This window comes from Comamonas aquatica (assembly GCF_018064205.1).
GTDB classification, from domain to species: domain Bacteria; phylum Pseudomonadota; class Gammaproteobacteria; order Burkholderiales; family Burkholderiaceae_C; genus Comamonas; species Comamonas aquatica.
The window spans coordinates 3812791-3834699 of record NZ_CP072916.1; the positions used below are offsets into that span (position 1 = coordinate 3812791).

Annotated in this window: 14 protein-coding genes, 1 tRNA gene and 1 pseudogene; 13 read left to right on the forward strand and 3 right to left on the reverse strand. The window is 69.1% G+C overall.

What is annotated here, in order from left to right:
• The first annotated feature begins 18 nt into the window (after positions 1 to 18).
• The 10 genes from KAQ61_RS17925 to KAQ61_RS17970 all read left to right on the forward strand — a co-directional run bounded on the left by KAQ61_RS17925 (position 19) and on the right by KAQ61_RS17970 (position 14330).
• Positions 19 to 729: a response regulator gene (locus KAQ61_RS17925; protein WP_210930023.1), complete on the forward strand. Its 711-nt coding sequence runs from the start codon at positions 19 to 21 to the stop codon at positions 727 to 729.
• Between the two features lie 96 nt (positions 730 to 825).
• A tRNA-Phe gene (locus KAQ61_RS17930) sits at positions 826 to 901 on the forward strand.
• Positions 902 to 1145: 244 nt separating this feature from the next.
• Positions 1146 to 1475 (forward strand): DUF3649 domain-containing protein, encoded by a 330-nt coding sequence (locus KAQ61_RS17935; RefSeq protein ID WP_210930024.1) that lies wholly within the window; start codon positions 1146 to 1148, stop codon positions 1473 to 1475.
• Positions 1472 to 3115 carry a PepSY-associated TM helix domain-containing protein gene (locus KAQ61_RS17940; protein WP_210930025.1) on the forward strand — a complete coding sequence of 548 codons (1644 nt, stop codon included), beginning with the start codon at positions 1472 to 1474 and terminating at the stop codon, positions 3113 to 3115. The genes KAQ61_RS17935 and KAQ61_RS17940 overlap by 4 nt, the downstream gene beginning before the upstream one ends.
• Positions 3112 to 3444: a DUF3325 domain-containing protein gene (locus KAQ61_RS17945; protein WP_210930026.1), complete on the forward strand. Its 333-nt coding sequence runs from the start codon at positions 3112 to 3114 to the stop codon at positions 3442 to 3444. Before KAQ61_RS17940 ends, KAQ61_RS17945 begins: the two co-directional genes overlap by 4 nt.
• 170 nt (positions 3445 to 3614) lie before the next feature.
• On the forward strand, positions 3615 to 7181 hold the full coding sequence (recC, locus tag KAQ61_RS17950; protein ID WP_210930027.1) for an exodeoxyribonuclease V subunit gamma: 3567 nt from the start codon (positions 3615 to 3617) through the stop codon (positions 7179 to 7181).
• Positions 7178 to 10978: an exodeoxyribonuclease V subunit beta gene (recB, locus tag KAQ61_RS17955; protein ID WP_210930028.1), complete on the forward strand. Its 3801-nt coding sequence runs from the start codon at positions 7178 to 7180 to the stop codon at positions 10976 to 10978. The genes recC and recB overlap by 4 nt, the downstream gene beginning before the upstream one ends.
• Positions 10975 to 13062 (forward strand): exodeoxyribonuclease V subunit alpha, encoded by a 2088-nt coding sequence (gene recD / locus KAQ61_RS17960; RefSeq protein WP_210930029.1) that lies wholly within the window; start codon positions 10975 to 10977, stop codon positions 13060 to 13062. The genes recB and recD overlap by 4 nt, the downstream gene beginning before the upstream one ends.
• A 117-nt stretch (positions 13063 to 13179) precedes the next feature.
• Positions 13180 to 13566: a hypothetical protein gene (locus KAQ61_RS17965; RefSeq protein ID WP_210930030.1), complete on the forward strand. Its 387-nt coding sequence runs from the start codon at positions 13180 to 13182 to the stop codon at positions 13564 to 13566.
• Positions 13567 to 13814: 248 nt separating this feature from the next.
• Positions 13815 to 14330, forward strand: a complete 516-nt coding sequence (locus tag KAQ61_RS17970; RefSeq protein WP_210930031.1) for a copper chaperone PCu(A)C — start codon at positions 13815 to 13817, stop codon at positions 14328 to 14330.
• Positions 14331 to 14398: 68 nt separating this feature from the next.
• Here the strand turns inward: KAQ61_RS17970 and KAQ61_RS17975 are convergent, their stop codons facing one another.
• The 3 genes from KAQ61_RS17975 to KAQ61_RS17985 all read right to left on the reverse strand — a co-directional run bounded on the left by KAQ61_RS17975 (position 14399) and on the right by KAQ61_RS17985 (position 18150).
• Positions 14399 to 15556, reverse strand: a complete 1158-nt coding sequence (locus KAQ61_RS17975; RefSeq protein ID WP_210930032.1) for a CMD domain-containing protein — start codon at positions 15554 to 15556, stop codon at positions 14399 to 14401.
• Positions 15553 to 17043, reverse strand: coding sequence for an NAD(P)-binding domain-containing protein (locus KAQ61_RS17980; RefSeq protein ID WP_210930033.1), 1491 nt, complete (start codon positions 17041 to 17043; stop codon positions 15553 to 15555). The genes KAQ61_RS17975 and KAQ61_RS17980 overlap by 4 nt, the downstream gene beginning before the upstream one ends.
• Positions 17044 to 17124: 81 nt before the next feature.
• Positions 17125 to 18150, reverse strand: a complete 1026-nt coding sequence (locus KAQ61_RS17985) for a Bug family tripartite tricarboxylate transporter substrate binding protein (RefSeq protein ID WP_210930034.1) — start codon at positions 18148 to 18150, stop codon at positions 17125 to 17127.
• Between the two features lie 230 nt (positions 18151 to 18380).
• Between KAQ61_RS17985 and KAQ61_RS17990 the strand changes: the two genes are divergently transcribed.
• The 3 genes and pseudogenes from KAQ61_RS17990 to KAQ61_RS18000 form a co-directional block, all read left to right on the forward strand.
• Positions 18381 to 19262 carry a PhaM family polyhydroxyalkanoate granule multifunctional regulatory protein gene (locus KAQ61_RS17990; protein ID WP_210930035.1) on the forward strand — a complete coding sequence of 294 codons (882 nt, stop codon included), beginning with the start codon at positions 18381 to 18383 and terminating at the stop codon, positions 19260 to 19262.
• A 52-nt stretch (positions 19263 to 19314) separates the two neighbouring features.
• Positions 19315 to 20586: an FIST N-terminal domain-containing protein gene (locus tag KAQ61_RS17995; RefSeq protein WP_210930036.1), complete on the forward strand. Its 1272-nt coding sequence runs from the start codon at positions 19315 to 19317 to the stop codon at positions 20584 to 20586.
• A pseudogene (locus tag KAQ61_RS18000) lies at positions 20583 to 21893 on the forward strand (MFS transporter); the annotation flags it as partial. The gene KAQ61_RS17995 and the pseudogene KAQ61_RS18000, both read left to right, overlap by 4 nt.
• Between the last annotated feature and the right edge of the window lie 16 nt (positions 21894 to 21909).

The window sequence follows — 21909 nt, forward strand, 5'->3', positions numbered from 1 at the left end:
ACATAGCTTTTCGAACCCATGGCAAACATACTGGTGGTGGACGACGAACTGGGCATCCGAGATCTCCTGTCGGAGATCCTCAATGATGAAGGTCACAGTGTTGAGTTGGCGGCCAACGCCACACAGGCGCGTGCCGCCCGGAATGCAGGCGCCTTCGATCTGGTGCTGCTGGATATCTGGATGCCCGACACCGATGGCGTGTCCCTGCTCAAGGAGTGGGCCGCATCCGGGCAGTTGACCATGCCTGTGATCATGATGAGTGGCCACGCCACCATCGACACGGCCGTGGAGGCCACGCGCATCGGTGCGCTGTCGTTCCTGGAAAAACCCATCACCATGCAGAAGCTGCTCAAGGCGGTGGAGCAGGGCTTGGCAAAGAACGCCAGTGCACCCGCCACCAAGCCCGCAGCGCCGGTGGCCGGTGGCGTGTTGGTAGGTGTGACCCCTGTGACCCCTGTGGCCGATGTGGGCGCTGGCGAGGCCATGGTGCGCCCCCACCTGGGCTTGCGTGCGGTGGATGCCATGCCCAGTGCCCACCAGGACTTCGATCTTGACCGTCCCTTGCGGGAAGCGCGCGATGGGTTTGAAAAAGCGTATTTCGAGTTCCACCTGGCGCGCGAGGGCGGCTCCATGACCCGCGTGGCAGAAAAGACTGGTTTGGAACGCACCCACCTGTACCGCAAGCTGCGCCAGCTGGGCGTGGACCTGGGGCGCAGCCGCCGCGGATAAGTTTTTTCAAAAAAATCCGGTTTTTCATTTTGGGGCCAAAAAGTTCGCATACAATCATGGCTTCGGTACAACGACAGACTGCTCTGAAGTTGTAAAGGCCCGGTAGCTCAGTTGGTAGAGCAGCGGATTGAAAATCCGCGTGTCGGCGGTTCGATCCCGTCCCAGGCCACCAAATTCAAATCCCCTGATCAGCAATGGTCAGGGGATTTTTCGTTGTGCCTGGCGTCTGCGTAAATCTTTGGTAAATCAACCAGGGTTCATGTCCAGCGCCACAGGCAGCCCCAGATTAAATAAATAAAATAAGAATAATTATCATTAATAACACTGGGAGCTGTCGATCATGCGATCACACCCGATAGCAGGTGCGCCAAGCGTGCGCGCCTTGTTCTGGATGCCGGGGCTGGCCGGAGGTCACCATGCGTGCTGATGTGGCGTCTTCCGCCTCTCGCGGGACCACGTTGGTCCGTTACCGCTGGGCCGTCGCTTCGCGCGCGGTGGCGGCCGTCGGCGGGGGCTATGCGGTGAGTGCCGCCTGTGCCGCGGCCCTGGGCCTGGTGGCCCACCGTGCCGGCATGGCCAGGGCCGATGCCGTGACCCTGTCCACCATGCTGTCCTTCGTGGTCTATGCCGTGGCGGTGCTGTGGGTGTTTGCCTGTGCCACGGCCACGCGGGCCTGGCTGGGGCTGGCGGTGCCCGCTGCGGTGCTGCTGGCCACGGTGTGGTGGCTGTACGGAGGCCAGCCATGAGGGCGGATGGCAAGGCCGAGGGCCTGCGCCAGTCCATGTCCTGGCTGCATACGTGGAGTGGTCTCCTGCTGGGCTGGCTGCTGTATGCCGTGTTCTTCACAGGCACACTGAGCTACTTCGTCGACGAGATCGACGACTGGATGCGGCCCGAGCTGCATGCCTCCGTGCCCCAGGCGGGGGCGGCCGAGAAGGCGTTCAGTACCTTGCAGACGCTGGCGCCCGGTGCCAGCAACTGGAGCGTGCAACTGCCCAGCGCGCGGCAGACGGCGGTGGAGGTGAGCTGGCGCCCCGAAGGGGCTCCGCCCGGCCGCGAAGGCATTCGCCGCGCCCACCTGGATGCCGGCACGGGCGAGGTGCTGCCGGTGCGCGAGACCCGTGGCGGCAGCTTCCTGTACCGCTTCCACTTCGAGCTGTACGCCATGCCGCGCATCTGGGGGCGCTGGATCGTGGGCATCGCCACCATGGTGATGCTGGTGGCGATCATCAGCGGCGTCATCACCCACAAGAAGATCTTCACGGACTTCTTCACCTTCCGGCCACGCAAGGGTCAGCGTTCCTGGCTGGATGCGCACAACGCCACGGCGGTGCTGGCCTTGCCGTTCCACATCGTCATCACCTTCAGCGGATTGCTGCTGCTGATGACGATGCTGATGCCCTGGGGCGCCCAGGCGGTCTACGACGGCCAGCCGCAGCGCTTCAATGCCGAGCGCCGTGGCATGCCCATGGGGGTGCCGAACGGCGAGCGTGGCGAGGGTCGCCAGGCCCGCAGCACGCCAGCACCATTGGCGCCCATCGCACCGATCCTGGCTGCCGCGCAGGCCGCATACCCGGGCCTGGTTGTGGGCAGCATCAGCGTGCAGCACCCGCAGACGGACCGCGCCACGGTGGAGCTGCGGGCGCAAGGCAGCGACAGCCTGCTGCTGAACCGCGGCATGGGGCAACGCTTGGTGTTTGACGGGGTGACCGGGGCCATGACTGCGGGCCAGCCCGTGCGCCCACCGTCGGCGGTCAGTGCCGTGATGAACAGCATGGTCAGCGTGCACCTGGGGCGTTTTGCCGATCCCGCGGTGCGCTGGCTGTTGTTCCTGTCCGGTGTGGTCGGCACGGCAATGGCGGCCACCGGGCTGGTGCTGTGGGTGGTCAAGCGCCAGCCCGAGCGCCGCAAGCTGGGTTTCACGCCGCGCGGCCACCGGCTGGTGGAGGTGTTGAACGTGGCCGCCGTGGCGGGCCTGTCGGTGGCGGTGGCGACCTATTTCTGGGCCAACCGCTGCGTGCCGGTGGACGTGCTGGAGCGCAGCAGTGTCGAGATCAGCTGCTTCTTCATCGCCTGGGCGGCCAGCCTGCTGCACGCCGCCGTGCGCCCGCATGCGCGGGCATGGCTGGAGCAGATGCTGCTGGCGGCCATCGGTTTTGCCCTGCTGCCCTTGCTCAACGCCTGGACGGGTGGGGCCGGGCTGTGGCACACCCTGCCCCAGGGGCAGTGGAGCATCGCAGGCTTTGACCTGATGATGCTGGCGCTGGCCGCCCTGCACGCCGTGGTGGCGCGCCGGCTGTGGCTGCGCCTGCAGGGCACGGCCGTGCCGCAGCGTGCGACCCGCAGCGTGGCCCCTGGCCTGGCGACACCGGAGCAGCAAGCATGAACGCATGGATGGCAGGACTGCTGGCGGTGCCAGCATTTGCGGCCCTGAGCCAGGCGATGGAGCGCCACCACAGCCAGCCGGGCGCGGCCTTGCCGGCCCGGGCTGCCTGGGGCTGGCGGGCGCTGGGCACGGCGCTGCTGCTGGCCGCGTTGTGGGTGTGTTTGCAGCGCTGGGGCACCTCGGTGGCCGTGGCCGCCTGGCTGGGGGTGCTGACGCCCGCGGCCCTGGCTGTCGCCCTGGTGCTGACCTATGCGCCGCGGCAGGTGCGGGTGCTGGCCGCCTGCAGTGCGGCCGGCGCCGTGGGGCTGGGCGTCCGGATCTTTGCCTGATCGGAAAAAGGAGCGGTCTGCGCTGGTCTAATCTGGGTTTGATCATGCAAATGATCGAAAACCTAGCATAGGCAAGCGCTGGCCGCTCTTTTTGTTGAAGCTTGCTGGCGCAAGCCTTGCCCCCAGGCGGCGGCCATGGCAGGCTTGCGGCTTTCCAGCACACAACAACGATGAGGGGAGAAGGGCCTGTGGCTTCTTCTGTGGCACCGGGCCTGATGGCCCTGCATGGCAACCGCACTGAGACCTTGGCCGACACGTTGCTGGCCTGGATGCAGGCCCACCCGCTGGGCCCGCTGGAGCCCGAGATCGTGCTGGTGCAAAGCAACGGCATGGCCGAGTGGTTCAAGATGCGCATGGCCGAGCAGCAGGGCGTGTGCGCTGCGGCCCAGGTCGAGCTGCCGGCGCGCTTTGTCTGGCGCAGCTACCGGCAGATTCTGGGCCAGCACGCCGTGCCGCGCGAATCGCCGCTGGACAAGACGCCCATGATCTGGCGCCTGATGCGCCTGCTGCCGCAGTGTCTGGGCGAGCCGGCGTTTGCGCCGATTGCCAACTTTCTGCGCCCTGGCGAGCCGCAGCGCCTGCTGCAGCTGGCCGAAAAGCTGGCCGACCTGTTCGACCAGTACCAGATCTACCGCGCCGACTGGTTGGCCGCCTGGGAGCAGGGCGAGGAGGTGCTGCGCACCGCGTGCCGCCCCGACGCGCCCGTGCCCGAAGGACAGCGCTGGCAGCCCCAGCTGTGGCGCAAGCTGCTGGCCGAACTCGATGAACAGGAGCGCGCCGCCACGCGCCCGGCCCTGCTGGCGCGGGTTCTGGACGCGCTGCACAGCGGTCAGCCGCCGGTCACGCCGCTGGCGCGCCGCGTGGTGGTGTTCGGCATGAGCCAGATGCCGCTGTCGCTGATGCAGTTCCTCAGCGGCATTGCCCAGCACAGCCAGGTGCTGATTGCCGTGCCCAACCCCTGCCGCTTTCACTGGGCCGATGCCATCGACGGGCGCGAGCTGCTGCGCCAGCAGCGCCGCCGCCATGCCGACAAGGGCGGCAGGGATCTGGCACAGATTCCGCTGGAGGCCATGCACGCCCATGCCCACCCGCTGCTGGCGGCCTGGGGTCGGCAGAGCCGCGACTATGTGCGCCAGCTCGATGCTTTTGACACCACGGACGATACCGCCGCGCAATGGGGCTGGCCGCGCGTCGATGTGTATGACGAGGCCGATGCGGGCGCGCTGATCGACGCACCGCTGCTGGTCCAGGTGCAGCAGCGCATCCGCGATCTGGTGCCCTTGTCGGAGCACCCCGCAGTCGAGATCGCCGCGGCCGACCAGTCCATCGTCTTCCACAAGGCCCATGGTCTGGTGCGCGAGCTTGAAGTGCTGCACGACCAACTGTTGCAATGGCTGGCCGAGCCTGCCGCGGCGGGCCGCGCCGCACTGGCGCCGCGCGATGTGGTGGTCATGCTGCCGTCGATCGAAGAGGCCGCGCCCGCCATCCGCGCCGTGTTCGGCCAGTACGGCCGCCACGATGCGCGCCATATTCCATTTGACATTGCCGATGTGGGCGCGCGAGCCAGCAGCCCGCTGGTGACCGCGCTGCAATGGCTGCTCAAGCTGCCGCAGCAGCGCTGCCGCCTGAGCGAGCTGTGCGATCTGCTCGATGTCCCCGCCGTGGCGGCGCGCGTGGGACTGGCGAGCGACGATCTGCCCCAGCTCACGCACTGGATGGCCGGTGCCGGCATTCGCTGGGGCCTCAACCATGCGCAGCGCGCCCAGCTGGGCCTGGCGGCCTGTGGTGATCCCAACAGCGCCTGGTTCGGCCTGCGCCGCATGCTCCTGGGCTATGCCAGCGGGCCGGCGCTGCAGGCCCCCTTCGACGATGCACAGGCGTTTGCCGGCATGGAGCCCTATGACGAAGTGGGCGGCCTGACGGCCGAGCTGGCCGGATCGCTGGCCAGCTTGCTGGGGCGCATGCTGCAGTGGTGGCACACGGCGGGTGAAGCGGCAGCCCCCGAGGTCTGGGCCCAGCGTTTTCGCCGCCTGATGGACGACTTCTTTGTCGCGCAGGGCGATGAGGACCAGGCCCTGTGCGCCGCACTCGACACGGCCCTGGTCGGCTGGCAGGCCGCCTGCGAGCAAGCGGGCTTCGACGCCCTGATTCCGCTGGAGGTGGCGCAGGAGGCCTGGCTGCAAGCCCTGTCCGAGCCCGCGCTGAACCAGCGCTTTCGCGCCGGCGGCGTGACCTTCTGCACGCTGATGCCCATGCGCGCGATTCCCTTCGACGTGGTGTGCCTGCTGGGCATGAACGATGGCGACTACCCGCGCCGCGCCACGCGCGTGGACTTCGATCTGATGGCCCAGCCCGGCCAGCAGCGCCCCGGCGACCGCGCGCGCCGCGACGATGACCGCCAGCTGATGCTGGATGCTTTGCTGTCGGCCCGCAGCAAGCTCTATATCAGCTGGGCCGGCCGCCATGTGCGCGACAACAGCGAGCAGCCACCCTCGGTGCTGGTCTCGCAGCTGCGCGACTATCTGAGCCAGGGCTGGCAGGGTGAAGGCAGCGCAGGACTTTCCGCCCGCGAGCGCGGAGAGCTGCTGCTGGCCCAGCGTACCCGCCAGCATCCTTTGCAGCCCTTCAGCCGCCGCTATTTCGAGCAGGCTTCAGGGCTGTCGACCTTCGCGCGCGAATGGTATGGCGCGCATGAAGAGCGGGCAGCGCAGGTGCTGCCGGTCGTGGCTGCCTTCGAGCCCGACCCCGAAGTGCCGCTGACGCTGGCGCGCCTGACGGAATTTCTGCGCCATCCCGCACGCAGCTTTCTGCGCAATCGCTTGCAGGTGCGTTTTGAGCAGGACGAGGAGCTGCTGGAGGACGACGAGCTTTTCAGCGTCGATGGCCTGACCGCCTACGGCCTGATTCAGCAGCTGCAGCAAGGCGTGCGCACGCAGCTGGCGCATGATGCGGCGCTGGACGTGGGCCTGCAGGTGCAGCGCCAGGTGCAGCGTCTTGGGCGTGCCGGCGTGTTGCCGCTGGCAGGTCTTGGCAGGCGCGAGGCCGAGGCCTTGCAGGCCCAGGCCACGCCGTCGTTGCTGGCCTGGCAGCAGCAGATGCGACTATGGCCCCATGCGGCGCCGCGCGAGCGGCTGTTGCTGCACTCCGGTGCGGTCACGCTGGACGACTGGATGGATGGCTTGCAGGAGCGTGAAGAGCCGTCTTCGGATGCGGGTCACAGCCGCTGCTGGTTTGCGCTGGAGCCGCGCACGCTGCGGAACAAAAAGGGCGAACTTCAGGCTTACAAGCTGCTGCCCGTTTATGTGCGCAGCCTGGCGCTGTCCAGCACGGGCAGCGACACGCTGATGGGCGTGATCGCACGCGACACCCTGGTCTGGGTGCAGCCGCTGGAGCCGCAAGCTGCCAAGCAGCGCTTGCAGGCTCTGATGCAGCTATGGCTGGCGGGCCAGAACCACCCCTTGCCGCTGCCGCTCAAAACCGCCATCGCTGCCGGCCAGGACGACCTGAACGCCGCCGCACAGGCCTACGAGGGCGGCTACCTGCTGGGCGGCGAGTGCGAGGACCCCAGCTGGGGGCGCTGCTACCCCGACTGGGAGGCGCTGACGGCCGATCTGCGTTTTCACCAACTGGCCAAGGAGGTCTATGGACCGCTGCATGACTGGCTGGCTGCGCAGGTGCAGACCGAAGCGCTGCCCGGGATGACCAATCAAGAAGAACCAGCGGGAGAGCCGGCATGAGCGCGCATCCAACCACCAGCCAGCCGCTGCAGCCCCTGCATTTCCCGCTCTGGGGCTCGCGCCTGATCGAAGCCAGCGCGGGCACAGGCAAGACCTGGACCATTGCAGCGCTCTATCTGCGGCTGGTGCTGGGCCATGGCGCCGAGAACGGTTTTGCCAGGCCCTTGATGCCACCCGACATCCTGGTCATGACCTTCACGCGGGCCGCCACGCGCGAGCTGTCGGACCGCATCCGTGCCCGCCTGATCGAGGCCGTGCAGTGCTTTCGCGGCGAGGCCGAACCGGCGCCACACGACAGCTTCCTGCGCGATCTGCGCGATGCCTATGCCGAAGGCGCTGAGCGCGACACCGCCGCCTGGCGTCTGGACATGGCGGCGCAGTGCATGGACGATGCCGCCATCCACACCATCGACGCCTGGTGCCAGCGCATGCTGCGCGAGCATGCCTTCGACAGCGGCAACCTGTTCGACGAAACGCTGGAGGCCGATGAAAGCCAGCGCCAGACCGAGGCGGCCCAGGATTACTGGCGCCAGCAGTGCTACCCGCTGTCGGGCGAGGTGCTGGAGACGGCGCTGCAGGTCTGGCCCGATGTGCATGCGCTGGTCAAAGACATGCAGTCGCTACTGCGTGAGCACGTGCCCGCTGCAGCGGGTACCGGGACCTTGGGGGCGTGCATTGCGCAGACGCAGGCGGAGCGCACACAGCGGTTGCAGGCACTGGCCGCTGGCTGGGACGCCAAGGCCGAACGCATGCTGCGCTGGATTGAGGGTGAGCTCGACGGCCGCGCCGCGCTGTGGGACAAGCGCAAGCTGCAGGCCCGCTACTACCAGGGCTGGTTCGAGAGCCTCACCGCCTGGGCGCAAGACCCGCTGCACCGGCCGCTGGAACTCAGCGACTCCGCGCGCAAGCGCCTCAGCCCCGAGGGCATGGCCGAGGCCTTCAAGGGCTCGACCATGGACTTGCTGCTGCCTGTCGAGTTTGCCGAGCTGGAACAACTGCTTGAGGCCCTGGCGCAACTGCCATCCCTGCATGTGGCGCTGCGCCTGCATGCGGCCGTGCATGTGCAGCAACGCCTGCTGTGGCTCAAGCGCCAGGCGGGCACCTTTGGCTTTGCCGATATGTTGCAGCGCCTGGATGCCGCCTTGGCCGGCGACAACGGCCCCGCGCTGCAAGCCGGCATCCTGGCCCAGTATCCGGTGGCGCTGATTGACGAGTTCCAGGACACCTCGCCGCTGCAGTACCGGCTGTTCGACCAGATCTACCGCACGGCCGACAACCGCGCGGACAGCGCGCTGCTGCTGATCGGCGACCCCAAGCAGTCCATCTACGGCTTTCGGGGGGCGGACATCTACAGCTACCTGCAGGCCCGGCAAGCGACCGAGGACCGCCACTATGTGCTGGACACCAACTTCCGCTCCACGCAGGCGCTGGTCGATGCGGTCAACCAATGGTTTGTGCAGGCCGAGGTGCGCGATGGGGAAGGGGCCTTCCTGTTCCGCGCCGGGCAGCGCAATCCGCTGCCGTTCGAACCCGTCAAAGCCAACGGCCGCAAAGAACTGCTGATGCAAGGCAGCCAGCGCATGGCTGCGCTGACCATGGCCTGGGATGGCAGCAGCGATGCGCCGCTGAGCAATGACGACATCCGCCGCCGTGGGGCGGAGTTCTGCGCCAGCCAGATCGTGCAGTGGCTGATGGACGGTGCCACGGGCTTTGCCGAAGCCGGCCAGCCGCTGCAGCGCCTGCGTCCGGCCGATATCGCGGTGCTGGTGCGCACTGGCAAGGAGGCCTCAGCCGTGCGCCGTGCACTGGCGCGGCGCAATGTGGCCTCGGTCTATCTCTCCGATCAAGACTCGGTCTTCGCCAGCGTCGAGGCGCAGGATCTGCTGCTGTGGCTGCGTGCCGTGGCAGCGCCTCTGGACGGACTGGCCGTGCGTGCCGGTCTGGCCACGCCCATGATGGGTCTGTCGTTTGACGAGCTGGCCTGGCTGGCCAGCGATGACGAGGCCTTCGATGCGCGCAGCGAGCTGCTCAAGGAACTGCACAGTCTCTGGCTGCGCCTGGGCGTGCTGGCCATGCTGCGCCAGACGCTGTACCGCTTTGAATTGCCGGCGCGCTGGCTGAAGGACATGGGCGGCGAGCGCCGTCTGACCAACTATCTGCACCTGGCCGAGCTGCTGCAAGGCGCGAGTGCCCAGCTGGAAGGCGAGCAGGCGCTGATCCGCTGGCTGGCCACCCAGATCGAGAACCCGGGCGCGGCCGGCGATGCCCAGATCGTGCGGCTGGAGTCCGATGCCGATCTGGTCAAGGTCGTCACCGTGCACAAGAGCAAGGGGCTGGAGTATCCCGTGGTCTGTCTGCCGTTTGCGGGGAGCTTTCGGCCAGTGGATGGCAAGGCGGCCTATCTGTCGCTGCCCGTGCAGATCGATGGCGCTCCCGCGCGCGAGCTGGTGCTGGACTACAACGAGGCGCAGCTGGCGCAGGCCGACAAGGAGCGCCTGCGCGAGGACCTGCGCCTGCTGTATGTGGCGCTGACCCGCCCGCGCCATGCGCTGTGGATGGGGCTGGCGCCGATGAAGCGCGGCAGCAGCAAACATTGTGTGAACGAACAGGGCGCTGCTGGCTACCTGCTTGCGGGGGATGCTTCACAATCCGTAGCTGGCTGGCGCGCCAGCATCCAGGACCTGGCCGAGCGTTGCACGCAGATCGCCGTGGTGGACCTGCCGGCCGAACTGCCCGTGCCCACGCGCTATGTGCCGGCGCAGGCCTTGCCCGTCCTGGCCGCAGCGCCCGTGTATGCGGCGCAGTTCGACCGCCGCTGGGGCATCGGCAGCTTTTCGTCGCTGACCCGCGCCATGGCCGCCCCCAGCCTGCCGGTCCTGCCGGTGGCCGCACAAAGCCCCGCCGAGGACGAGCGCGCGCTGCAGGCCCAAGAGGCCGCTGACGCCGCGCTGGACCTGGGTGCCATCCACGACGCCATGACTGCCTTGCCCAGCGTGGCCTCAGCCCGCGCCGGCGCGCGCAGCGATGCGGCGGTCTGGCACCGTTTCATGCGCGGCCCGGTGGTGGGCAACTTCCTGCACGACCAGCTGGAATGGCTGGCCGCCGAGCACTTTGCGCTGCAGCCCGACGACGACCCCGAGGCCAGCGAACCCCTGGCGGACCGCCTGCTGCGCCGCTGCGAGCGCGCGGGCCGCCAGGCGCAGGCGGCCGATGCGTTGCAATGGCTGCGCGCCGTGGTGCACCAGCCGCTGGCGCCGCTCGGTGTCTCGCTGGCCCAGCTGGGCGAAGGCGATGCGCTCTTGCCCGAGATGGAGTTCTGGCTGCCGGCGCAGCGCCTGTCGGCCCCGCGCATCGACGCGCTGTGCCGCCAGCACATCCTGCCCGGTCGGCCGCGCCCGGCGCTGCCCGAGCGCGAGCTGCACGGCATGCTGATGGGCTTTGCCGACCTGGTGTTCCAGCATGGCGGCCGTTACTGGGTGCTGGACTACAAGACCAACCACCTGGGCCAGGATGCGGCGGCCTATGGCCCCGGGGCGTTGGCGCAGGCCATGCTGGAGCACCGCTATGACGTGCAGGCCGCGCTGTATCTGCTGGCCCTGCACCGCCTGCTGCACAGCCGGCTGGGCGCGGCGTACGACCCCCAGGAGCAACTGGGCGGTGCGCTCTATTTCTTCCTGCGCGGCCTCGATGGCGAGGCCGCCGGCATGCAGGTGCTGCAGCCATCGCTGGATTTGCTCCAAGGGCTGGAAGCATTGCTCGACGACCGCGCCGAAGAACCCCAGGAGGTGCAGCCATGAAGGGCCGCCGCAAAGCCGATCTGCAAACGCTGGACCTGTTTGCCGCCGCCGATGACGGCGACACCGTGGTGTTGAGCACCACCGACTGGCTGGCCGCGCTGGAGCGCCTGGCCGATGCCGGCCTGCTGCGCCGCCTGGACAGTGCCCTGGCCGCCTTTGTGGCCGAACAGGATGCCGAGGCCGCGCCCGCGCTGCTGGTGGCCACCGCCGTGCTGGCGCAGATGGAGGGGCGTGGCCACAGCTGCCTGCCCCTGTCGGCGTTGGCCAGTCATCCGAATGAAATTCTGGCCTGGCCCAAGGAGGCTGTGCGCTTGCAGCTATCGCTGTGGGAGCAGTTGCCGCGCCAGACCAGCGACTGGCTGCAGGCCCTGCGCCGCAGCCCCGTGGTGCGCGTCGTGCCGCCCGGGGCGGTCGTGGCCGACCGCGGGCAGCCGCTGGTGCTGTGGGATGGCCCGGCGCCCCTGCTGTACCTGCGCCGCTACTGGGACTACGAGCGCAGCGTGGCCACCCACATCGCCCAGCGCACGGCGGCGGATGCGCTGGCGCTGGACGAGCCCCGGGTGCGCGACTGGCTGGGGCGGCTGTTCAGCGCGTCCGCCGCGGCCGCGGAGGCGGTGGACTGGCAGCAGCTGGCCTGCGCGCTGGCGCTGCGCGGGCGCATGTCCGTCATCACCGGTGGCCCGGGCACGGGCAAGACCTATACGGCGGCGCGCCTGCTGGCGCTGCTGTTTGCTACGGCGCCGGATGCCGCGCAGCTGCGCGTGGCGCTGGCCGCGCCCACGGGCAAGGCAGCGGCGCGACTCAAGCAATCGATTGACAGTTCGCTGCGGGAGCTGCAGGGGGCCGTGGGCCGCGATCTGGATCTGGAAGCGCTGGTCCAGCGCATGGGCGCGGCGCGCACCCTGCATGCGCTGCTGGGCGCCAGGCCCGACACGCGGCGCTTGGCCCACCATGCGGGCCATCCGCTGGATGTCGACGTGCTCATCGTCGATGAGGCCTCCATGATCCACCTCGAGATGATGGCCGCGCTGCTGCAGGCCCTGCCGCCCACGGCGCGCCTGATTCTGTTGGGCGACAAGGACCAGCTGGCCTCGGTGGAGGCCGGGGCTGTGCTGGGCGACCTGTGCCGCGATGCGCAGCAGGGCCACTACGCACCCGACACCGTGGCCTATGCCGAGCGCGTGACGGGCCAGTCGCTGCCGGCGTCCTATCGGGCGAGTGGCCCTGCGCTGCCGCTGGCCCAGCACACCGTCATGCTGCGCGCAAGCCGCCGTTTCAGCGGCCCGATTGGCCAGTTGGCGCTGGCCGTGAATGCCGGCGATGCCCCCGGTGCCATGGCGCTGCTGCGCACGCAAACCCAGGCCGGCCCGCAGGCCGAACTCTGGGCGCGCGAAGGCGGCGAGGTCGAGGCCGTGGTGCGCAGCGCCGTGCAGGGCCGTGGCGGCAGGGCCAGCTATGCGGCCTATGCCGAGCGGCTGGCGCAGCGTGGCCAGGGCGGCTTTGCCACCGAGGCCGAGCACCAGCAATGGGTGCGGGACGTGCTGGCCGCCTTCGACCGCTACCGCCTGCTGTGCGCCGTGCGCGAGGGCGCCTGGGGCGTGGCGGGCCTGAACCGCGCGGTGGAGCAGGCCTTGCAGGCCCAGGGTGCCATCCGCATGGAGGGCGAGTGGTACCGGGGCCGCCCGGTCATGGTCACGCGCAACGATGCCCAACTGGGCGTGTTCAATGGCGACATCGGGATGGCGCTGCCCGGCTTTGCCGACCCGGCGCGGCTGCGCGTGTACTTCCTGCAGGGCGAGCACCTGCACCATGTCAGCACAGCGCGCCTGGCTCATGTGGAGACCGCCTTCGCCATGACGGTGCACAAGAGCCAGGGCTCGGAGTTCGAGCACACGGCCCTGGTGCTGGCCGCGCAGGGCGGCAATGTGCTCAGCCGCGAGCTGGTCTACACCGGCATCACGCGGGCGCGCCAGGCGTTCTCGCTGTGGTCCGAGGCGCCGGGGCTGCTGGCCTCGGCCATCGCCAGCCCGACCCGGCGCAGCAGTGGCTTGCTGCGCTGGCTTGCAGCCGACGATCCGTCCTGAAAACAGAGCGGTGCACGCAGGTGGGACAGGCGCTGGAAGCCGATGGGAGTCATAGTCCTATGCTGATGGTGCTGTGCCGGGGATCTGCTGCGCCCCGGCCGGCGGGCACGCCCTAGAATGGCTGACATGCTGCTGGCCCTGTCGCTCCGATTGCGTCGCTACACCGTCTGGGTGTTGGCGGCGTGGCTGTGCGTGGTGGCGGCCGGCGTTGGGGCACCGCTGGCGCGGGCCCATCTGGCCCTGGGCAGCCTGGAGCGCCTGTGCTCCGGCGACAGCGTGCCGCACTGGGTGCGCAGCCCGGCCAGCACGGACGTTGCCGATGCGTCGGCGGCGCTGCACCATCTGATTGATTGCCCGCTGTGCATGCCGGTGCTGGCGCCGCCGCCCGCTGTGCAGGCCACCCGCGTCCGGGCCGCAGCGCCGGACCGCCCGGTGGACTGGGCCTGGGTGCCGGTGGCGGCGCGCTGGACCTATGGGCCGCTGGCGCGCGGCCCACCGGGCTGACGCACGGTCTTTTCTGCACGTGTTCACAGCCGGCGCACGCCGGTGTGGGTGGGGGCCTGGGGGCGCGGCGGCGTTGTCCGCACGCGCCATGGGCAGGCCGTCGGTGTGTGCCTAACCTCCCCACCCTCTTAGGCCGTTATCCATCCCCCGCCGCGTGGAGGCGGTTGGCACGTGCACAGCACACGCAAGCGGACGCTGCTGTGGTGGCACGCTTGCCTTGAGTCCTGAATTTTTGAAAGCTATTTGTGATGTTGAAGACCCCCATGTGGATCGCCGCTGCGCTGCTGAGCGCTGTCTTGACAACCCCTGCCATGGCCCATCCCGATGCGGCCCATGTCGCCGCCGAAGGCGCCTGGGCGCGTGCCAGCGTGGCCGGGCAGCAGGCCACAGGAGCCTTTGTGCGCCTGACGGCCAAGGAGCCGCTGCGCCTGGTGGGCGTGCGCACGCCGGCCGCGGCTGTGGGCGAGATCCATGAAATGAAGATGGAGGGCGATGTGATGCGCATGCGCGCCCTGGATGGCCTGGACCTGCCTGCGGGCCAGACCGTCGAACTCAAGCCCGGAGGCCTGCACCTGATGTTCCAGCAGCTCAAGGCCCCGCTGCAGGAAGGCACGCAAGTGCCCGTGACCCTGGTGTTCCAGGATGCCCAGGGTGCGGAGTCACGCCTGCATCTGCAGGTGCCGGTGCAGCGCATGGCCCCCAAGGGCGGTGAGGCCGCTTGGCATGGCGGCCATGCCATGCCCGCGGGCGGCCACCAGCACTGAGGGACCACCGCCCCCAGCCGGCGTGCGCCAGGTGGGGGCGGTGTATCCGGTCCCTGGGGCGTCCGGGCTTAGGCGGCCTGGGGCCAGATTTCCACGCCCAGGTTCAGCATCAGGCGGTTGGCCCAGCCGAACAGCGCGGCCGAGTGCAGCATGTCGAGGATTTCCAGGTCGGACAGACCGGCCTCGCGCAGGGCCTGTACGTCGCGGGCGGCGAACGCGCCCGGTGCGCGCGTCAGTACCAGCGAGGCCTGGATGATGGCGCGCTCGCGCGCATTCGTGCCGGCCGTGTCGGGGTCATCGAACAGTTGGGCCATCACGTCGTTGCGCTTGGCCAGTTGCTCGAAACGCTGGGCATGCACGGAGGCGCAGTACACACAGCCGTTGCTGCGCGACACGGCCGTGGCCGCCACTTCACGCTCCGCGCGCGACAGGCCGCCGGGCGCATACATGATGGCGTTGAAGGCCTGTGAACGCTCCAGCAGCACGGTGGGCTGGCGGCCGAGCAGTAGGTAGAAGTCCATGGTCTTGGCCTTGGGGTGGCTGATCTCCAGCACCTTCTGCTGTTCGGGCGTGGCCGTGGCCGGGTCCAGCACTGGCAGCCAGGACTTCCAGTCCAGCGTCTCGCTGGTGAAGCCGTTGCGGCGCAGCGGCTCGCCCGGAGCGGGCAGGTTGGCGGGGTGCACAAAAGGTGCGGCCGCCACGGTGTCGGGGGCCGCACGCTGGGCGATGCCGCCCAGCGCCGCCATGGCCTGCACGCCGACCAGCAGGCGGGCCTGGTAGGCCACAAAACCGACCAACTGGGCCAGCAGCACGGTGTCGTCCACCGACAGGCCGGCCGCCGGGATGGCCAGCAGCGTGGCCTGGTCGCTGTGCGCAGGCTTCAGAGCCAGGGTGCGCACAAAGTGCAGCATGGCATCCAGGCGCGCATCGCCGGTCTGCGTACCGGCCTGGTCCAGGACGCTGCGCAGCGCGGGGGGGAGCACGTCGCCCAGGGCCAGCGCGCGGGCGCGGTACTCGGCCGCCAGGGCGTCCACGCCGCTGACGCGGGCCTGTTCGGCGGCCAGCACCAGGCGTTCGATCTGCGACAGGCCAGCCGTCAGGGCGTCGCCCAGCAGCAGGTCTTCGCAGGCCTGGGTGGCCACGGCGACCTTGCTGCGCTCGTGGCGGGTGGCGAATACGGGGTTGCCGGCGGCGAGGCCGGCCAGGCGGTCAATGGTGTCGGTCATGAAAAAACGTTTCCGTCGTGCAGTTGGCGAATGCGTGCGGCGCTGTCCGCGGCGGTCCACTCCGTGCCGTCCAGTTCGGGTTCGGCATAGGCTTGCAGCTGGGCGAAGTGGTGCTCGATGTCCTCGCGGTAGAACAGCGCGGCCAGCCCCTGGGCCAGCTTGCGGGCGCCGTCGCTGATGGCGGGGATGTCGCCCGAGATCGTGCCGTGGGACAGAGCGGCCGGGTAGCAGAAGCAGTGAATGCGCTCCAGCCCAGGCTGGGCGCCGGGTGTGTGCTCCTGAAATTCAAACAATGCGCCCAGGTCGGGGGAGGCGGACAGCTCCGCATCCTCCTGCCCGGTGGCGGGTTGGTAGCGCTGGTTCCACAGGCGCACGTGGGGGGCGATGTCGGCAAACTCCGGGCGCAGGCGCCAGTCGATGGCAAAGCCGGTGGAGACGATCAGGAAGTCCAGCACGAACACGCCCTGGGTGGTGTGCACGTGCAGCTTGTCACCCACGGGTTCCACGCGCTGCACCGCACAACCCAGGTGGAAGTGGGCGTTGGCATGGCGCGCCACGCGCAGGGTGCTGCCCTGCGGGGGGGGCACCTGCTGGGCGTTGATGTAGTGGCGGATGCGCCATTTCCAGTCATCGGACAGCAGGTACTGGCCGTGGGTCAGGCCGGGCACGCCCGAGCCCTTGGATTTGTTGATGCGCGGCAGGTCGCTGCGGCGCACCAGCAGGTCCACGCTGGCGGCGCCCAGCTCCAGGGCCGTGCCGGCGCTGTCCATGGCCGAGGCGCCCGCGCCCACTACGCCCACATGCCGGCCGGCCAGCGTGGTGTAGTCCAGGGCATCGGACGAGTGGGCCCAGAAGCGGCGATCGATGCCGTGCATGAAGGCCGGCACCTGCGCGCCACCCAGACCGTCGCGGCCGGTGGCCAGCACCAGGCGGCGCGTGAACCAGGTGCGGGTGTGGCCGTCGGCGCGCACGTCCAGGGCCACCAGGCCATCGGCCTGGGGTCGCACGGCGAGCACCTCGTGCGCGTTGCGCACATCGGCGCCGGTGACGCGGCGGTACCAGCGCAGGTAGTCCATCCATTGCAGGCGCGGAATCTTGTCGAGGGCGGTCCAGGCCTCCAGGCCGAACTGCGCAATGAACCAGGCGCGGAAGCTCAGCGCAGGAATGCCCAGCGCCGGGCCGGTCAGCTCCTTGGGCGAGCGCAGGGTCTCCATGCGCGCCGTGGTGGCCCAGGGGCCCTCGAAATCGCGCGGCGAACGGTCCAGCAGCACCGGGCGGATGCCAACCTGGCGCAAGGCCACGTTCAGCGCCAGGCCGGCCTGGCCGGCGCCGATCACCAGCACGTCGTGCACGGCCTCGCCGTGGTGGGTGCGGGCGGGCAGCCAGCTCTTGGCTGGCCAGCCCAGGGTGGTGAAATCGTCGCGCAGGCGTTCTTCCAGGGCCGGCAGACCAGCCGGCTGGGGGTGTGAAGCAGCGGAAAAAGACATAACAAAATCCAAAAAACGCCTGAAGCTCGTGAGAGCGGCAGGCGCAGAGCAGCAGGCAGTGCTGCGATCCTAAACGTGGAATCAGTCGATGCTGATCTTGGCGTCCTTGACCACCTTGGCCCACTTCAGGCGGTCCTGGTGCACGGTGCGCTTGAACTGCTCGGGCGATTCGATGCGCAGGGTGTTGCCCTGGGCGGTGAAGCGATCGCGCACCTCGGGCAGTTGCTGCGCCTCATGGATGGCCTGGCTGAGCTTGCGGATGACCGGTGCGGGCGTGCCCTTGGGGGCGAACACGCCGAACCAGATCGAGCTGTTGAAGCCCTCGGTGCCGGGAATGCCGCTGGAGGCGATGGTCGGGACTTCCTTGACGGCTTCCACGGCCTTGGCCGTGGTCACGCCCAGCAGGCGCACCTTGCCGGCCTTGTAGTGGGGCAGCACGCTCTGCACCTGGTTCATGATGCAGCAGGTCTCGCCGCGCAGCACCGAGCCGATGGCTTCGGGGCCGCCCTTGTAGGGCACATGCACCATGTCCAGGCCCAGGCGGGCATTGAGTTCGGCGAAGGCCATGTGGGTGCCTGCGCCGTTGCCGGTGGAGGCGTAGTTGTACTTGCCGGGGTTGGCTTTGACGGCCGCCACGAACTCCTGCAGGTTCTTGACGTCCAGCACGTTGGGGTTGACGGTCAGCACGTTCGCCACGTCGATGATGGGCGCGACGGGGATGAAGTCGGCCTCCACATCGAAGGGCAGGTTCTTGTACAGCGCGGCGTTGCTGCCGTGCGTGGCGGCGGTGCCGAAGTACAGCGTGTAGCCATCGGGCTTGGCGCGCGCCACGTATTCGCTGCCGATGTTGCCGGCTGCGCCGCTCTTGTAGTCAATGATGATGGGCTGGCCCAGGCGCTGCGACACGGGCTCCTGGATCGAGCGGCCGACCATGTCCACGCCGGAGCCGGCATTGAAGCCCATGATCAGGGTCACGGGGTGCTGGGGCCAGGCCGCAGGTTCGGCCGCCTGGGCGGCCCAGGGCAGCAGCGCCAGTGCCGCCATCGCGGCCAGGGAGGACGGGGCGGCCCGCAAGGACCGGGACAGGGGACGGGACAGCAGGCGCATGGTGCAAAGCGTTTAAAAAATCAGGGATCGCTTTATTTTGATTGCAAAATAATTACGGGCTTTTATATGCTTATGCGGAATAAAGCGTGCTTCCGCGTCCGCTTCGGCCGGGGCGCGGTGTGCGTTGCAGACGACAAGCCAGGCGCGCCCTTGTGCAGTAAGCTTGTGGCACGCGGCCCGGAGCGCTGGATGCGCCTGGGTTTTCATGGGCTCTTGCTTGCAGGCTTGCTATGAGTGACACCTCGGCTTTCGGTTTCAGCAAATTCATCCCCGGCTTCGATTTCTTGCAGAACCTGGGCAAGGCCGGCCAGGGCACAGCGGCGGTACCGCCGTTTGCCCACTGGGTCGCCCCCACGGTCAGCGTGGAAGAGATCGACAAACGCATCGAAGAACTCAAGGCGGTGCAGTTCTGGCTGGAGCAGAACAACCGCGCCCTCAGCGCCACGGTGCAGGCCTTGCAGGTGCAGCGCATGACGCTGTCCACCTTGCAGGGCATGAATGTGAACCTGGCGGACTTGGCCCAGGGCTTCCCTTTCGCGGGCGCTGCCAAGGCGGCGGTGGACGCGGCCGCGGACCAGCCGCTGTCCAACTGGCCCCTGCCGGCCCAGGAGGCCGCCGATCCGGCCCCCGCTGCGCCGGTGCCGCCGGCCGCAGACGCGGCCGAGCCTGCGGCCCCTTCGGCTGCAGAGGCCGCCCCGGCTGCGGGGATGGCCACGGCCATGCAATGGTGGGGGGCGCTGACCCAGCAGTTCCAGCAGATCGCCCAGCAGGCCCTGCTGGACCCGGCCCAGCAGCAGGCCGTGAAGCAGGCCACGCAGATGGGCTCCGACTTCGCCAAGGTGGCCGTCCAGACCGCCAGCGACATGGTGCGCCAGGCGGTGTCGCAGGCCATGCCCGCCACGGCGGAGGCCGCGCCGGCCGCCAAAACGCCGGCGGCGAAGAAAACCACCCGCCAGCCAGCACCCGCCGCCGCGGCGCACCAGCGTGCACCAGCTTCTGGCAAAACGGTCACGGCGAGCAAGACGACCAAGTCTGCGCCGCGCAAGTCCACCGCTACCCAACCGGCGGCGAAGACCAAGTCCGCTGCAGCACGCAAAGCGGGCGCGCGCTGAGTCCCTGGGCTGATCACGGCGCGGCGGTGGCTGCGCAAGGAGCGATCGCGTGATGCCGTTTTTCCCTTGCGCCCATGCCGGTCATCCGTTGTGGCAGCACGCGACCCGGCAGGTGATCGTGCAGTTGCAGGCGCAGATCAGCATGCAGCCACCGACGGTCCGGCATGGCCTGGGCCTGGTCTATGTCTCGGCCTCCCTGGCGGCGCACGCGGCCGAAATCGTGGGTACGCTGGCACAGGCCCTGCCCCAGGTGCAGCATTGGGCTGGCTGTGCCGCGCACTCGGTGCTGGCCGGGGACATGGACTATGGGCACACCGGCGCGGTGGCGGTGATGCTGCCCGTGCTGGCGCCGGGCGACTACCAATTGTTTTCCGACATCACCACCCACAAACCGGCGCAGCCGGGCGTGACCGCGCAGGCGGCGCTGGTGCATGGCGATGCTGCGGCCTCCGTGCTGGTGCCGCAACTGATCGAGCTGGCGCGCCAGCTCGAATGCCCGGATCTGCTGGGTGGCCTAGGCTATCTGGGCCAGGACCATGCCCAGTGGGCCTGGGGCAGCACGGCATCGGGCCGCCTGCCGGCCACGGTGGGCGGTGGCGGGGTGCAAAAAGGCGGGCTGTCGGGGGTGTTGTTCGGGCCTGGGGTGGAGTTGCTGAGCGTGGGCATTCAGGGCTGCCGGCCGATGGGGCCATCCCACACCGTGACCCACGCCGAAGGTGCGGCCCTGCTGGCGCTGGATGGCCGGCCGGCCCTGGAGGTGCTGTTTGGCCACTTGAACTGGCAGGAGGCCCTGGCAGCGCCCGGTGCGGCGCCCCATCGGCTGCCGGGGGAATTGCGGCAGACGCTGCTGGCGCTGTCACCCCCCCACCCCTGGGTCTACGGCGCCAGCGTGGCCCTGGCGGCCCACGTGCTGTCGGTGGTGGGGATCGACCCTCTGCGGCAGGCGGTGTTTGTCGAGGGCCTGCCGCAGCCGGGGCAGAGCGTGACCCTGTGCCAGGCGGACGAGCAGGCAGCGCGCGCCGAGGTGCGCCGGGCCTGCGCCGAGATCGGCGACTGGCTGGCGCCAGAGCCCACGCCGGCCCAGGATGGCCAGGCCGCGGCGATTGGCCGCAGCATCTGCGGGGCCATCTACATCCGCAGCGCATTGCGCCACCCGGTGCCCCGCAGCGCCCAGGTGGATGCGGAGTTGCAGCTGATCCGCCATGCCCTGGGTCCCGTGCCGCTGCTGGGTTTTACCAGCACCTATGAAGTCGATGGCACCGCGCTGCAGCAAATGAGTGCACAGTTGCTGGTTTTCACCCAGCCGCTGCAGGCTTTGACATGAGCGACCACACCCCCCAGTTCGGACTGCTGCGCCAGCGGCGGTTCGGTCCTTTCTTTGCCACCCAGTTCCTGGGGGCGGCCAACGACAACCTGTTTAAGTTCGCGCTGACCGTGCTGGTGACCTACCAGTTGCAGGTGGCCTGGCTGCCGCCCTCGGTGGCGGGGCTGGTGATCGGGGCATTGTTCATCCTGCCGTTCGTGCTGCTGTCGGCCACGGCCGGGCAACTGGCCGACCGCATGGACAAGGCGGTGTTGATGCGGCGCGTCAAGGACTGCGAGATCGCCATCATGGCCGCGGCCTTGCTGGGCTTTGTCCTGCAGTGGCCGGCCCTGCTGCTGCTGTGCCTGGTGGGCATGGGCGTGCATTCCACCTTCTTCGGTCCGGCCAAGTTCGCCTACCTGCCGCAGGTGCTTAGGCCCTCGGAGCTGACCGGGGGCAACGGCATGGTGGAGATGGGCACCTTCGTCGCCATCCTGCTGGGCAACATGGTCGGTGGGGTGCTGATCGCCACGCCCGAGGTCGGGCGCATCCATGTGGCCGCCAGCTGCCTGGCGCTGGCCCTGCTGGGTCGCTGGGCCGCTGGCGCCATTCCACCCCAGGGCACGCCGGCGGTGGTGCACCGCATGAACTGGAACCCATGGTCCGAAACCCTGGCCAACCTGCGGCTGGCGCGCACCGATGGCCTGGTGTTCCGGGCCGTGCTGGGCATCAGCTGGATGTGGTTCTTCGGGGCCGTGTTCCTGGCGGAATTCCCGGTGCTGGCCAAGGAGGTGCTGCATGGCAGCGAGCAGGTGGCCGCCTTGCTGCTGGTGGTGTTCTCGCTGGGCGTGGGTACCGGGGCGCTGCTGTGCGAGTCCCTGTCCCGCGGGCGTGTTGAGCCCGGCCTGGTGCCCCTGGGCGCGCTGGGCATGAGCGTGTGCTCGGTCGACCTGTGGTGGACGCTGCAAGGCCTGCCGCCCACGGCCGGCATGCTGGGGCTGGCGGATTTCTGGCACGCCCCGGGGCGCTGGCGCGTGCTGCTGGACCTGTTCGGCCTGTCGCTGGCCGCCGGGGTCTACAGCGTGCCGCTGTACGCCCTGATCCAGCAGCGCAGTCCGGTCACCCACCGGGCGCGCATCATCGCGGCCAACAACATCCTGAATGCGCTGTTCATGGTGTCGTCGGCCGTGCTGGCCGGGGCCCTGCTGGCGGCCGGGCTGACGGTGCCGCAGCTGTTCTTGTGCATGGGGGCGGCGAATGCCGTGTTCGTGGCCCTGATGTGCTGGCGCGACCCGCAGTACCTGCGGCGCAGCAAGCACTGGCTGCTGCGCCTGGCGGGGCGCA

Coding starts and splice junctions, on each gene's coding strand:
- KAQ61_RS17970 (WP_210930031.1), top strand. CDS start 13,815: ATGTTGAAGACCCCCATGTGGATCGCCGCTGCGCTGCTGAGCGCTGTC.
- KAQ61_RS17990 (WP_210930035.1), top strand. CDS start 18,381: ATGAGTGACACCTCGGCTTTCGGTTTCAGCAAATTCATCCCCGGCTTC.
- recC (WP_210930027.1), top strand. CDS start 3,615: ATGAGGGGAGAAGGGCCTGTGGCTTCTTCTGTGGCACCGGGCCTGATG.
- KAQ61_RS17965 (WP_210930030.1), top strand. CDS start 13,180: ATGGCTGACATGCTGCTGGCCCTGTCGCTCCGATTGCGTCGCTACACC.
- KAQ61_RS17945 (WP_210930026.1), top strand. CDS start 3,112: ATGAACGCATGGATGGCAGGACTGCTGGCGGTGCCAGCATTTGCGGCC.
- KAQ61_RS17995 (WP_210930036.1), top strand. CDS start 19,315: ATGCCGTTTTTCCCTTGCGCCCATGCCGGTCATCCGTTGTGGCAGCAC.
- recD (WP_210930029.1), top strand. CDS start 10,975: ATGAAGGGCCGCCGCAAAGCCGATCTGCAAACGCTGGACCTGTTTGCC.
- KAQ61_RS17980 (WP_210930033.1), bottom strand. CDS start 17,043: ATGTCTTTTTCCGCTGCTTCACACCCCCAGCCGGCTGGTCTGCCGGCC.
- recB (WP_210930028.1), top strand. CDS start 7,178: ATGAGCGCGCATCCAACCACCAGCCAGCCGCTGCAGCCCCTGCATTTC.
- KAQ61_RS17935 (WP_210930024.1), top strand. CDS start 1,146: ATGCGTGCTGATGTGGCGTCTTCCGCCTCTCGCGGGACCACGTTGGTC.
- KAQ61_RS17985 (WP_210930034.1), bottom strand. CDS start 18,150: ATGCGCCTGCTGTCCCGTCCCCTGTCCCGGTCCTTGCGGGCCGCCCCG.
- KAQ61_RS17925 (WP_210930023.1), top strand. CDS start 19: ATGGCAAACATACTGGTGGTGGACGACGAACTGGGCATCCGAGATCTC.
- KAQ61_RS17975 (WP_210930032.1), bottom strand. CDS start 15,556: ATGACCGACACCATTGACCGCCTGGCCGGCCTCGCCGCCGGCAACCCC.
- KAQ61_RS17940 (WP_210930025.1), top strand. CDS start 1,472: ATGAGGGCGGATGGCAAGGCCGAGGGCCTGCGCCAGTCCATGTCCTGG.